The sequence below is a fragment of the Citrobacter sp. wls706 genome, assembly GCF_005281305.1.
Taxonomy (GTDB): Bacteria; Pseudomonadota; Gammaproteobacteria; order Enterobacterales; family Enterobacteriaceae; genus Citrobacter; species Citrobacter werkmanii.
Map to the genome: position 1 here is coordinate 125,193 of NZ_SZXG01000010.1, position 12,995 is coordinate 138,187.

The 12,995-nt window shown below is 51.2% G+C and carries 15 protein-coding genes; 5 read left to right on the forward strand and 10 right to left on the reverse strand.

Annotated elements, in window-relative coordinates:
- Window positions 1-297 precede the first annotated feature (297 nt).
- The 3 genes from FDW92_RS04240 to FDW92_RS04250 all read left to right on the forward strand — a co-directional run bounded on the left by FDW92_RS04240 (window position 298) and on the right by FDW92_RS04250 (window position 3,164).
- Window positions 298-1,275, forward strand: a complete 978-nt coding sequence (locus FDW92_RS04240; protein ID WP_042312705.1) for a TRAP transporter substrate-binding protein — start codon at window positions 298-300, stop codon at window positions 1,273-1,275.
- A gap of 62 nt (window positions 1,276-1,337) precedes the next feature.
- Entirely contained in the window at window positions 1,338-1,847 is a 510-nt protein-coding gene (locus tag FDW92_RS04245; RefSeq protein ID WP_042312703.1) for a TRAP transporter small permease, read from the forward strand.
- 30 nt (window positions 1,848-1,877) lie between these two features.
- Window positions 1,878-3,164 carry a TRAP transporter large permease gene (locus FDW92_RS04250; RefSeq protein WP_003839607.1) on the forward strand — a complete coding sequence of 429 codons (1,287 nt, stop codon included), beginning with the start codon at window positions 1,878-1,880 and terminating at the stop codon, window positions 3,162-3,164.
- Window positions 3,165-3,255: 91 nt separating this feature from the next.
- Here FDW92_RS04250 and ridA read toward each other — a convergent pair whose 3' ends face one another.
- The 4 genes from ridA to pyrL form a co-directional block, all read right to left on the reverse strand.
- Entirely contained in the window at window positions 3,256-3,642 is a 387-nt protein-coding gene (gene ridA, locus FDW92_RS04255; protein WP_000047544.1) for a 2-iminobutanoate/2-iminopropanoate deaminase, read from the reverse strand.
- Between the two features lie 76 nt (window positions 3,643-3,718).
- On the reverse strand, window positions 3,719-4,180 hold the full coding sequence (pyrI, locus tag FDW92_RS04260) for an aspartate carbamoyltransferase regulatory subunit (RefSeq protein WP_003025816.1): 462 nt from the start codon (window positions 4,178-4,180) through the stop codon (window positions 3,719-3,721).
- Window positions 4,181-4,193: 13 nt separating this feature from the next.
- A complete protein-coding gene (gene pyrB, locus FDW92_RS04265; RefSeq protein WP_038636743.1) occupies window positions 4,194-5,129 on the reverse strand; it encodes an aspartate carbamoyltransferase in 936 nt (311 codons plus the stop codon).
- A 36-nt stretch (window positions 5,130-5,165) separates the two neighbouring features.
- Window positions 5,166-5,267, reverse strand: a complete 102-nt coding sequence (gene pyrL, locus FDW92_RS04275) for a pyr operon leader peptide (RefSeq protein ID WP_003025819.1) — start codon at window positions 5,265-5,267, stop codon at window positions 5,166-5,168.
- On the opposite strand from pyrL, the gene FDW92_RS04280 reads away from it, so the two are divergent.
- The gene (locus tag FDW92_RS04280) at window positions 5,247-5,369 is read left to right on the forward strand and encodes a hypothetical protein (RefSeq protein WP_087857458.1); all 123 of its coding nucleotides are present in this window, start codon (window positions 5,247-5,249) and stop codon (window positions 5,367-5,369) included. The two genes, pyrL and FDW92_RS04280, sit on opposite strands and share 21 nt — an antisense overlap.
- Here FDW92_RS04280 and FDW92_RS04285 read toward each other — a convergent pair.
- The 5 genes from FDW92_RS04285 to arcA all read right to left on the reverse strand — a co-directional run bounded on the left by FDW92_RS04285 (window position 5,366) and on the right by arcA (window position 10,670).
- Window positions 5,366-5,845, reverse strand: coding sequence for an arginine repressor (locus FDW92_RS04285; RefSeq protein WP_042312701.1), 480 nt, complete (start codon window positions 5,843-5,845; stop codon window positions 5,366-5,368). The two genes, FDW92_RS04280 and FDW92_RS04285, sit on opposite strands and share 4 nt — an antisense overlap.
- A 144-nt stretch (window positions 5,846-5,989) precedes the next feature.
- Entirely contained in the window at window positions 5,990-7,393 is a 1,404-nt protein-coding gene (locus FDW92_RS04290) for a YfcC family protein (protein ID WP_042312700.1), read from the reverse strand.
- Window positions 7,394-7,448: 55 nt separating this feature from the next.
- On the reverse strand, window positions 7,449-8,453 hold the full coding sequence (argF, locus tag FDW92_RS04295) for an ornithine carbamoyltransferase (RefSeq protein WP_042312698.1): 1,005 nt from the start codon (window positions 8,451-8,453) through the stop codon (window positions 7,449-7,451).
- 54 nt (window positions 8,454-8,507) lie between these two features.
- On the reverse strand, window positions 8,508-9,440 hold the full coding sequence (arcC, locus tag FDW92_RS04300; RefSeq protein WP_042312696.1) for a carbamate kinase: 933 nt from the start codon (window positions 9,438-9,440) through the stop codon (window positions 8,508-8,510).
- Window positions 9,441-9,449: 9 nt separating this feature from the next.
- Window positions 9,450-10,670: an arginine deiminase gene (arcA, locus tag FDW92_RS04305; RefSeq protein WP_038636756.1), complete on the reverse strand. Its 1,221-nt coding sequence runs from the start codon at window positions 10,668-10,670 to the stop codon at window positions 9,450-9,452.
- A gap of 672 nt (window positions 10,671-11,342) precedes the next feature.
- Between arcA and FDW92_RS04310 the strand changes: the two genes are divergently transcribed.
- The gene (locus FDW92_RS04310; RefSeq protein ID WP_042312693.1) at window positions 11,343-11,795 is read left to right on the forward strand and encodes a YhcH/YjgK/YiaL family protein; all 453 of its coding nucleotides are present in this window, start codon (window positions 11,343-11,345) and stop codon (window positions 11,793-11,795) included.
- A gap of 100 nt (window positions 11,796-11,895) precedes the next feature.
- Here the strand turns inward: FDW92_RS04310 and argF (FDW92_RS04315) are convergent, their stop codons facing one another.
- On the reverse strand, window positions 11,896-12,903 hold the full coding sequence (argF, locus tag FDW92_RS04315; protein ID WP_042312691.1) for an ornithine carbamoyltransferase: 1,008 nt from the start codon (window positions 12,901-12,903) through the stop codon (window positions 11,896-11,898).
- Window positions 12,904-12,995 lie beyond the last annotated feature (92 nt).

Consider the following 12,995-nt stretch of genomic DNA (forward strand, 5'->3'; position numbering starts at 1 on the left):
ATTAGTGTTTTATTTTTATTGAAATACTAGCGGAGGGAATTAGTATCAAATCGCCTTCCTTGCGTTGTTTTTTTATCAAGAAAACGATCTGCGTTGCAAAAATGAAACACTGTGCTAAAAATTATTAGCATCTGCGATTTTTTGTGAACACAGTCATCGAAATAAATTGTTACACCAGCTAGTCTGCACAGGTAACGTCGTTAAGAAAGTTTCTCGCTGCCCGTTTTAATTCCGGCAGTCATTTGCTCTGCAAGCTATTCCTGTTAATGGATATTATGAACTTCTGGAGAAGGACAAATGAAACTGACAAAAAAACTGTTAAGTCTGTGTATTGGCGCGTCCGTATTACTGGCGAGTCATGCAACGCTGGCACAAACTTTTCGCGCCGCGGATGTGCATCCGGCTGATTACCCGAACGTTGTCGCAGTGAAACATATGGGGGAGAAACTCAGCGCTGCGACCGATGGCCGTCTGGAGATTAAAACATTTCCAGGTGGCGTGTTAGGTGATGAAAAACAGATGATTGAGCAGGCGCAATTAGGCGCTATCGATATTATTCGCGTCTCAATGACGCCTGTTGCCGCCATTCTTCCTGAAATTAACGTGTTTACCCTGCCGTATATCTTTCGCGATGAAGACCATCTGCATAAGGTCCTTGACGGCATGATCGGTCAAGAGATTGGCGACCGTCTGACGGCTAATACGAAATCGCGGTTGGTATTTCTTGGTTGGATGGATGCCGGGACGCGCAACCTGATTACCAAAAATCCGGTGGTGAAACCGGAAGATTTACACGGTATGAAAATCCGCGTTCAAGGGAGTCCGATAGCGCTGGATACCTTAAAAGCGATGGGAGCTAACGCCATCGTGATGGGCGTCAGTGAAGTGTTTAGCGGTATGCAAACCGGCGTTATTGATGGCACAGAGAATAACCCGCCAACATTTGTTGCGCACAACTATTTACCGGTCGTTAAAAACTATACCTGGAGCAAACACTTTATTATTCCTGAGCTTTTTCTGTTCTCCAAAGCCAAATGGGATAAATTGAAAAAAGAAGACCAGGAACTCATTATTAAGCTCGCCAAAGAAGCGCAGATAGAACAACGCAAACTTTGGCAAGAATATAATGCGAAATCTTTGGAGACCATGAAAGCCAATGGCGTTCAGTTCCACGATATTGATACTGACTATTTCTATAAAGCCACGCAGTCAGTGCGGGATAATTACGGTAAAGACCACCAGGATTTGATCAAACGTATTCAGGATGTGAAGTAATTCATCAGGCGGAGGGAAGCAATCCTCTGCCTGAGTCTTTTGATTAATTCGAGGTGATAATTATGGGTGAATGCTATTCATCGGTAATGGATTTTCTTTATCGGGTCTCTATGTGGATTGCCGGTGTCGCATTATTGGTTATGGTCGCTATTATCCCCATTGGCATATTTGCACGCTATGTCCTGAACAATGCCCTGTCATGGCCTGAACCGGTCGCCATTCTTTGTATGGTGACGTTCACCTTTATTGGCGCGGCGGTGAGCTATCGCGCAGGTTCACATATCGCGGTGAGCATGGTCATTGACCGTCTGGAGGAGTCCGCCCGTCGTTACTGCTCGATTATCGCAGATATCATGTTGGTGGCGATCAGCCTGTTTATTCTCTGGTATGGAACCAATCTGTGTCTTGAGCTGTGGGACCAGCCCGTAGCGGAATTCCCGCTTTTAAGCTCCGGGCAAAACTATCTTCCGTTGCCGATTGGCTCTGCCATAACGCTGCTGTTTATCGCAGAAAAGATATTCCGCGGCCCGCAATATCAACGTCCCGTTGTCATGCTGGGTTCAACCAGCTAGTTACCGCCCCCATTTCATTAAGGAAAGCAGATGGATGCATTTATTCTCGTCTTTACGCTTGGCATTATGCTGGCGATTGGGGTACCGGTAGCGTACGCGGTTGGCATTAGCGCCATCATTGGAGCCTGGTATATTGATATTCCGCTGGAAGCCGTAATGATCCAACTGACCAGCGGAGTAAACAAGTTTTCGCTACTGGCGATCCCATTCTTTATTCTGGCCGGGGCAATCATGGCGGAAGGGGGAATCGCGCGGCGACTGGTGAATTTTGCCTATATTTTTGTTGGCTTTATCCGCGGTGGGCTGTCACTGGTAAACATCGTCGCCTCGACCTTTTTTGGCGCAATTTCAGGATCGTCGGTGGCCGATACCGCTTCTATCGGTTCAGTGATGATCCCGGAGATGGACAAAAAAGGCTACCCGCGCGACTTTGCCGCGGCGGTAACGGCCAGCGGCTCGGTGCAGGCGATCCTCACGCCGCCCAGCCATAATTCGGTTATCTACTCGCTGGCAACGGGCGGGACGGTGTCGATTGCCGCGCTGTTCATCGCCGGGATCCTGCCGGGCCTGTTGCTGAGCTTTAGCCTGATGGTGATGTGCGTGGCTTTTGCCCATAAACGCGGTTATCCAAAAGGGGAGCGCGTACCGTTTCGCCAGGCACTGAAGATTTTCGTCGATACACTGTGGGGATTAATGACGGTGGTGATCATCATGGGCGGGATCCTGTCAGGTATCTTTACCGCAACGGAATCCGCGGCGATAGCCTGTCTTTGGGCCTTCTTTGTCACCATGTTTATCTATCGTGACTATAAATGGTCTGAACTGCCGAAGCTGATGTTCCGCACGGTGAAAACGGTCACTATCGTGATGATCCTGATAGGCTTTGCCGCCGCGTTTGGGGCCGTCATGACCTATATGCAGTTGCCGATGCGGATTACCGAAGCCTTCACCAGCATCTCGGATAACAAATACGTCATCCTGATGTGCATTAACATCATGCTGCTGCTGATCGGTACGCTGATGGACATGGCGCCGCTGATCCTGATCCTGACGCCGGTGCTACTACCGGTGACCAACGCGCTCGGTATTGATCCGGTCCATTTTGGCATGATCATGCTGGTGAACTTAGGGATCGGCCTGATTACGCCGCCGGTGGGGTCGGTGCTGTTTGTGGCCAGTGCGGTGAGTAAGCAGAAAATCGAGCAGGTGGTGAAGGCGATGCTGCCATTCTACCTGGTGCTGTTCCTGGTGCTGATGCTGGTGACGTACATTCCGGCGATTTCGCTGTTTCTGCCGAAACTGTTTGGCGTGATGTGATAAATGCCCGGTGGCGCTCGCGCTTACCGGGCCTACAAACTACGCTTGCATAGGCCGGATTACGCGAAGCCGCCATCCGGCACAAGCATATTTAGCGACGAACGGCGATCGCTTCAATCTCGATTTTCACGTCTTTCGGCAGACGGGCAACTTCCACGCAAGAACGCGCCGGGAAGGTCGCGTTGTGCTCAGTGAAGAACGCTTCGTAGGTGGCGTTGACGGTAGCGAAATCGTTCAGGTCTTTCACGAAGACGGTCGTTTTTACGATGTCGCCCACTTTCAGACCTGCTGCTTCAACGATAGCTTTTACGTTTTCCAGCGACTGACGCGCCTGAGCGGACACGTCTTCCGCTACGGCGCCGGTTTTCGGATCGACCGGGATCTGACCGGAAGTGATTACCATGCTACCCAGGTCAACACCCTGTACGTATGGGCCGATTGCTGCTGGTGCATTTTCCGTCGCGATAGTCTTGCTCATGATTTCTCCTGAATTACAGCGGTAATAGAATGTTCCCGGCCATTATAGAGAGGCCACATTTCATAACCAACCCAAATTAGTTGGCCAGCACCACATAATGCGAAAACTCTTTTTCACAGTATTTGCATTTGAGTGCGATGTCATCAGCACGCTTTTTCACTGCAAAACTGGAAGAAACCGGCTCAGCATGACTGATACAGTTGCTGTTCGGGCACACCAGCACGTTGTCGATGCGCTCTGGCAGACTCGGACGTGATTTACCCACAACATCGTAATCGTCAATGCGGTTCACCGTTGCCTGCGGGGCATACAGAGAGAGCTGGTTAACCTGCTCGTCGGTCAGGAAGGTATTTTCAATTTTAATCAAGTCTTTACGACCCATCTCACCGGACGGCAGGTTCAGACCGATGGTGATTCGCTGGTCGGTTTCTGTCAGCTTGAACAGCGTCAGCAATTTAAAACCAACCTGTGCGGGAATATGGTCAATCACGGTGCCACGTTTGATGGCTTCAACCTGCAGTTTGTTATCGTGTGTCATCTCTTTTTCTCCCTTACAGTGCCAGTTCGCTATTCAGTACCAGTGCCAGTAACGCCTGGCGGGCGAAGATGCCGTTGCCAGCCTGCTGGAAATACCAGGCGTGCGGCGTCTTATCGACGTCGGTGGTGATTTCATCAATACGCGGCAGCGGATGTAGTACCTTCATGTTGGCTCTGGCGCCGTTCAGGTCGCTGGCGCGCAGGACAAACTGTGCTTTCACGTTGGCGTATTCGGATGGGTCCAGACGCTCTTTTTGTACGCGGGTCATATAGAGGATATCGACCTCCGCCATTACCTCTTCGATAGTGCCATGCAGGCTCCAGGCGATGCCCTTTTCAGTCAGCATATCCAGAATGTATTGCGGCATGGCCAGCGCATCCGGGGCAATGAAGTAGAAGCGGTTGCCTTCAAATTTCGCCAGCGCCTGAGTTAAGGAGTGGACAGTGCGGCCATATTTCAGATCACCCACCATGGCGATTTGCAGATTGTCCAGGCGGCCCTGTGTTTCCTGGATGGTAAACAGATCCAGCAGCGTTTGGGTTGGATGCTGGTTAGAGCCGTCGCCCGCGTTAAGAACCGGAACGTTACCAGAGAATTCTGTTGCCAGACGCGCGGCGCCTTCCTGCGGATGACGCATGACGATGGCGTCGACATAGGTGCTGATGACGGAAATGGTGTCAGCCAGCGTTTCGCCTTTTTTGCCCAGAGACGTGTTGCTGCTGTCAGAGAAACCTACCACGCTGGCGCCCAGACGGTGCATAGAAGTTTCAAAGGATAGACGGGTGCGGGTGGACGCCTCAAAGAAACAGCTGGCGATGACCTTATGCTTTAACAGCTCCGGCTGTGGGTTCGCTTTTAATTTCGCCGCCGTTGCGAGGACCAGATTGAGGTCATCGCGGCTGAGGTCGTTTATGGAAATGATGTGTTTTTGATAGAGCGGGTTAGCCATGTTTATCTCCTGACGCCTGGGCAAAAAAAAAGCCCCTCAATTGAGGGGCTCGGAATGGGTGATCAACGGAAAGAAAAACGGCAGGCCAGCGTCCTTTTTCAGACGCGGTAAGACAAAATGTCGTACACACTGAACCATACATCCTCCCGGCAAATTGTCCGCGATTATACTCAGCTACGTTATGGGATCAAGCGAAAAATGCACGATTTATTCATCGCAAACGGTTCTTCTGAATTTTAATTCATTTTAAAGAGATAATTAATCTGCTTGTGAACCAGGCCCGTTCGCTGCACGACGCGCGGCGCGACCCAGACGATACTGCTACCGGCAATGACGCCCAGAACTTCCGGCAAGGCGTGATAATCGAGGATTCTGGCAACCGCGCGACCATATCCTGCTGCGGTGTGAATGAGGATAAACTCGCTATTGTGTTCTATGCTGACCACCATTTCAGCGATCGATCGCGCGGCATCAGGAGCGGGTCGTGACTGAGGATTCACAGAATAAATTTTTTGCCCTTTTGTGTTTCTTATTTTTATGGCCCCGAGCAACTTCAGCAAACGAGACACCGTCGACTGACTAATACTGGTAAAGCCGTGGCTTTGCAGGTCGCGACGCAGCGCTTCTTGAGACAGGTAGCTTTTTTCGCTAATCAGGCGCTGACACATCGCCAGCTGTTTTTGCTCTTTGGCAGAGTAATCATCGAATTCCTTCATAAAATCACCTTATATTTCTTATCTGTATCAATGCGATGGCGAAATTCACCACATTTGCAGTATCAATAACGGCTCAAACGGGCGGTTGTGCAGAAAAACGAGAGAACGATCAAAAAAGCCGCCGGTATCCGACGGCTAAAAGGGTTACAGCATCGCGCCGATACTCAGGACGACCATGTTCAGTAACGTCAAAATGAGCAGTAACGGAGCGACCCATTTCAGGTAACGCACATAGGGAACGCGCGCGATGGCCAGCCCACCCATCACAACCGCAGATGTGGGTGTAATCAGATTCACAATGCCGGAAGCGGATTGATACGCGGTGACGACCAGATCCCTCTGTACATGCGCGAAGTCGGCCAGCGGGGCCATAATGGGCATGGTGAGGACCGCCAGCCCAGAGGACGATGGGACCAGGAAGGAGAGCAAAACTTCCAGCCAATAGGTCACATTGATGAAAATGGTGGTGGAAAGGCCGGAGACTAAATTTTCAGCGCTGTGCAGAATGGTGTGAGTGATCATGCCGTTATCCATCACCACGACGATGCCGCGCGCAATACCGATAATCAGCGCCACGCCAAGCAGATCCCGCGCACCGTCAATGAACGTACTGGTAAATGCCTCTTCACTCATGCGGGCGATTACGCCGACGATAATCGCAGCAGCCAGAAAAACACCGGATATTTCTGCCATCCACCACCCGAGTACCGCTACTCCATAGATCATTACCGCAAAGGCGGCGGCGAAAATCAGCAGGATCCATTTCCGCGTTGCCGTGAATTCCAGATTGGTATTGGCGCGACTACCGAGAAAATGGGCGCGGTTTTCCTCCATTTTATCCGCCACGATAGACAGCTCAGGATGGCTGCGAACTTTCCGGGCATAGCGCATGACCCACACCACACAGATCACATAGCCGATGACCAGCAGCAGAATGCGCATCAGCATTCCCTGAGTGAAGGGGATCCCGGCAGCATTGGCAGCGATAACCGTTGCGAAAGGGTTAATTGTCGAACCGAGTGTGCCGATACCTGCGCCGAGCAAAACGGTCGCAGCAGCAACCAGTGGATCAAAGCGGGCCGCCATCATCACCGGGACGAGCAGCGTGTAAAAAGGAAGCGATTCTTCCGCCATCCCGTAAATCGTACCTCCGGCGGCGAAAAGTCCCATCAGGATGGGGATCATCCACTCTTCTTTGCCGTTAAGCCTGACCGTCACGCGTTCGATACCGGCGTCGATGGCCCCCGTTTTGTTTACTACGCCGAGAAACCCGCCGATGATCAGGACAAACAGCGCCACATCAATGGCGCCAGCGGTGTAGGTCTCGTGATTATAAAGACCGTCAATCGGTGCCAGCAGTACAGCGGTAATACCTTGGGGATGCGCCTCGGTGGGGGCATAAGTCCCGGCAACCGGCACTTCTTTGCCCAGGGTCGCATTCATCGCCATCTGATATTTCCCTGCCGGGACAATCCAGGTCATAACAGCGACGAGTGCAATAAGAATAAACAGGATGGTATACGCGCTGGGAAATTTGAATTTGCCCATGATGTTCTCCGGATAACTCGGGCATATGCCGTCAGGCGACATATGCCCGCAGGGGTTAGTCGCCGAGTGTCGCTACCATGACCGCTTTAATGGTATGCATCCGGTTTTCTGCTTCGTCGAAGACGATGGAGTGTGCTGACTCGAACACCTCCTCCGTGACCTCAAGCCCTTTCAGGCCGTAAGCCGCTTCGATTTCACGTCCAACTTTGGTGTGTTCGTTATGGAAGGCGGGCAGACAGTGCATAAATTTCACATTGGGGTTGCCGGTTGCGTTGATGACTCGCTGGTTAATCTGATAAGGCGTCATCAGGCTTACGCGTTCTGCCCATGCCTCTTTGGGTTCACCCATGGAGACCCAGACATCGGTATAGAGGAAATCCACGTCGTAAACGCCTTCCTCAACGTCCTCCGTGAGCGTAATGCGCGCGCCCGTCACGCCGGCGATCTCACGGCATTCGGCAACCAGTTTTTCATCCGGCCAGAAGGATTTAGGGGCGACGAGGCGGATGTCCATCCCCATTTTCGCCGCGCCAACCATCAGTGAATTACCCATGTTATTGCGGGCGTCACCGAGGTAGGCGAAGCTCAGTTCAGGTAAGGTTTTGCCCGGCGCGTGTTCCAGCATGGTCATCAGATCCGCGAGGATCTGCGTAGGGTGAAATTCGTTGGTCAGCCCGTTCCATACCGGAACACCGGCAAACTGCCCCAGCTCTTCCACGATCTCCTGGCCATATCCGCGATATTCGATGCCGTCGTACATACGGCCTAACACGCGGGCGGTATCTTTCATCGATTCTTTGTGACCAATCTGTGAGCCGCTTGGGCCGAGGTAGGTCACCTGTGCGCCCTGATCAAAAGCGCCAACTTCAAAGGCGCAGCGGGTGCGGGTTGAGGTTTTTTCGAAGATTAGCGCGATATTTTTACCGACCAGCGTCTGTCTTTCGCGTCCGGCCTTTTTCGCCGTTTTTAATTCGATAGCCAGATCGATCAGGTACTGGATCTCTACCGGGGTGTAGTCGAGCAGTTTAAGAAAATTGCGATTTTTTAAGTTAACAGTCATCAGAATGTCCTTATGTAGGCCGGATAAGGCGCAGGCGCCATCCGGCAAAATGGGTCACGCGTCGTAAGCAATGGTTTCGGGCCGAATCAATGTGCCTTTCTCTCCCGAGAGAATGGCCGGACCGTCGGCCAACGAGCCGATGCCTGCTATCCCATGGCATTGAGAGACAAAATTCGCGCAGGCGGTAACTTTTGGACCCATAGAACCGGCGTCGAACTGCATCTCGCCGAGTATCTCGGGGGTGACCTGAGCCAAAGGCCGTTGGGTGGGTTTGCCCCAGTCGAGGTACACCGCGTCGGCGTCGGTCAGGATGAGCAACGCATCAGCATGAAGCTGGCTGGCGAGTAGGGCGGCGGAGAGATCTTTGTCGATCACGGCTTCAATACCGTGGTAGCCATCGGCCTTTTCCACGACCGGCACACCGCCACCGCCGTTGCAAATGACCAGATGATCGCGGGCGATCAACGCCTGGATCGCGTCACTTTCAACAATGCGTTTGGGCTGCGGAGAGGGCACAACGCGACGGAACGCTTTACCATCAGCTTTGAAAACCCAGCCTTTTTCCACCTGCAATGCATTGGCCTGGGTTTGGTCGTAAATGGGGCCGATATATTTGGTGGGATTGCTGAAGGCCGGATCGTGGGCATCGACTTCAACCTGAGTCAGCAGGACGCTAATTTCCCGCTGTGGAAGCTGGTTTTTCAGCGCCTGTTGCAACATATAGCCAATCATTCCCTGACTTTCCGCGCCGAGAATGTCGAGCGGATAGGGGGTGACGCTGGCGTAAGCGCTATTTTGTAACGCCAGCAGTCCAACCTGTGGGCCATTGCCGTGTACCAGAATCACACGCCACTGTTGCGTAAGCCGGGCGATGGTTTTTGCCGCCAGCTCAATGTTCTTACGTTGGATGTCAGCTTCCAGCGGCTCGCCGCGTTTGAGCAGCGCGTTGCCGCCCAGAGCCACAACCAGGGTCGGTTTATTTTCCATGACGTCTCCTTAAATACCGTCGCGTTCCAGCGGGCAGCTCATGCAGCGCGCGCCGCCGCGTCCGCGTCCAAGTTCGTCGCCAGGAATGGGTAAAACGGTGATGCCGGCTTTGTCGTATTTCTCGTTGGTCCAGATATTGCGCTCGTAACCCACAACCACACCGGGACGTAGCGTCAGGACGTTGTTGGCGTCATTCCACTGTTCACGTTCGGCTTCGAAGGCGTCACCGCCGGTGGTAATCAGGCGAATTTGATCGAGCCCCAGCGCTTTTTCCAGGGCATGAACCAGCGTACTTTCCTGCGTCCGTTTCAGGCCGCCGCGCCCGTCCGGCGTCAGAGTCCAACACTGCACGTCCGGGCGCACCACTTCCGGGTAGACAGAGAAGGTGTCGATATCGATGTGGGTCATAACGGTGTCGAGATGCATACAGGAACGATGCTTAGGCAGTTCGACCGCGATGACGCGCTCTGCCTGGCGATGCTTGAAGAGTGACTGGGCAAGGAACTCGATTCCCTGTGGCGTGGTACGCTCAGACATGCCAATAAGTACCGCACCGCGACCAATGACCAGCACATCTCCACCTTCTAATGTGGCGTGGTCATAATTAATATTTTCATCACCGAAGTATTTAATAAATTCACCATCGGCGAATTGCGGGTGCCAACGGTAAATCGCCCGCAGATTATTAGTTTCTCGTTGCCGGGCGGTTTTAGCCATCGGATTAATCGATACGCCGTTATATATCCAGCAGGAGGTGTCACGCGTAAATAAATGGTTGGGCAATGGCTTCATAATAAAATCATTAATATCATGAGTATCAACCACCATATTTTTGATTGACGCTGGGATTTCGCCATAGGTCAGCCCGCCGCTTAAATGCCGTGCCAGTTCCCGGTGCTGCATGTCCGCAAGCCAGGCGCGGACATCGGCGGCGAAAGTGGGGCCAAGGCGATAATCAGAAATTTGCGTATCCAGCAGCCAGCTTTTAGCGTCTGGAATATCCAGAGTTTGTGTCAATAAATCAGTGAGTAACAGAACCTCAATTCCCTCCTGACGCAGCGTGTTGGCGAAAATGTCGTGCTCTTCACCTGCACGTTCTACCGAAAGCACATCATCAAAAAGCAGCTCCTGACAGTTGGATGGCGTCAGCCTTTTTAAGCTGAGATTAGGGCGATGCAGCATCACGCTACGTAATTGACCGATTTCAGAACCGACATAATGCTTTTCCATCATTATTCCTTTAATACGATTTTAAAAAATAAAGAGGAGATGGCTGCAAATGCAATTTATTGCAGTCATGATTTTTCAGCTGATTTCAGAATCTATATTTAGATCTTATTTGATACGGAAACGTGATTTGTTTCACAGTCGGTTCGATATTTGAATTTGCTTTCCTAATATATGAGATGGCTCTGAGATTTTAAAAAATAATAAATACAATAACTGAATTGCTACGCATGAATATGTCTTGTTATTTATTTATGTTAATTTTATGTACATTTTTAAAAATATATACACTTAATAATCAATTGATTTTTATGTGTTTTTTATTATGAGGTGAATGTTTATGCGGTTCTGTGATTCTATTATTTGTACGGGACAGTTTATTGCCAAATAAATATGGTGGCGAACAAAGCGAGTGGGGGAGGTGTGAATTGTGATCGACGGCTGGGTTTTATCATAACACTTTCAAAACCAGCAAGTTACCAGCAAAGAGAAAAATGAGAGGGTAAGAGTTATGCAGTGTTTATGCATAACCTGATGCGTTAGGTTAACAACTATCTAACATCATCAGCGATAAACATGCGTTGCCGCAAAATATCGGTAATTAGGAGTGGTATGGCAGGCCGTTTTTTCGTATAACAACAAAAATGAAACGATGTTTTAATTAAGGGGTTTGAGATGATTGTCGGCAATATTCACAACCTGGGTGCCTGGCTGCCGGAAGAGCTGCGTCAGGCGATTGAGCACATTAAAACGCATGTTACGGATGCGACGGAAAAGGGTAAGCACGACATCGATGGCGATCGCCTGTTTTATCTGATTGCCGAAGATATGACGGAGCCGTTTGCACAGCGCCGTGCCGAATATCATGCCCGCTATCTGGATATTCAGATCCTGCTCAAAGGGCAGGAAGGCATGGCCTTTAGTACGCAGCCTGCGGGCGCGCCGGAAACTGACTGGCTGGCGGATAAAGATATTGCCTTCCTGCCGGAAGGGGCACAGGAGAAAACGGTGGTGCTGAACGAGGGTGACTTTGTGGTGTTCTATCCGGGGGAAGTGCACAAACCGCTGTGCGCAGTCGGTGCTCCGGCGCTGGTACGCAAAGCGGTGGTTAAGCTGTTGGTTGAGTGACGGACCGTAGGCCTGATAAGCGCAGCGCCATCAGGCACAACGGTGCAGATTGCCGGATAAGATGCTTAGCATCGCCATCCGGCAAATCAATCATGCAACGTTATTTTTTGGAAAGCGTCGCCACCATTACCGCTTTAATAGTGTGCATCCGGTTTTCCGCCTGATCAAATACGATGCTGGCGGGTGACTCAAAGACTTCGTCGGTCACTTCCATCCCGCCGTGCAAACCGTACTGTTGCGCCATTTGTTTGCCAAGCGTGGTTTGATCATCATGGAACGCGGGCAGGCAGTGCAGAAATTTCACCTGCGGATTGCCGGTGAACGCCATCATCGCGCTGTTTACCTGATATTTGCGCAGCAGCGCAATACGCTCGGCCCACTTCTCTTTCGCTTCGCCCATTGACACCCATACGTCGGTGTAGATGAAGTCCGCACCTTTTACGCCCGTGGCGACATCTTCCGTCAGCGTAATATTGCCACCGTTTTTCTGTGCCAGCGCTTTGCATTCTGCCACCAGACTCTCTTCCGGCCAGCAGGCCTGCGGTGCAACCAGACGCAGATCTAACCCGGTTAACGCGGCGGCTTCCAGCATTGAATTGCCCATATTGTTACGGGCATCGCCGGTATAGACCAGCGTCATCTCATTAAACGCTTTACCCGGCAGGTGTTCCTGCATAGTTAACAGATCCGCCAGTAACTGGGTGGGATGAAACTCGTTAGTTAATCCATTCCACACCGGCACACCGGCATATTCCGCCAGCGTTTCCACCACTTCCTGACCGTGACCCCGATACTGAATACCGTCGTACATACGGCCAAGCACGCGGGCAGTATCTTTAATCGACTCTTTATGTCCAATCTGGCTGCCGCTTGGCCCGAGATATGTCACTCGAGCGCCCTGATCGTATGCGGCAACTTCGAAAGAGCAACGAGTACGAGTCGAGTCTTTTTCGAAGATGAGCGCGATATTTTTACCGGTGAGTTGAGCCACCTCTGTGCCGTTTTTCTTATCTGCCTTGAGCTGTGCGGCGAGCTTGAGCAGTGACGTGAGTTCAGCAGAGGTGAAATCGAGCAATTTCAAAAAGTGCTTCTGATAAAACGTAGACATGGTTTCCTCACATGGCTTAAGCCATTTATTGAATTAAAATTCAATTTATATGTATTTTTATTCATTTGCAACCTTGTTTAACAAATCTTTCC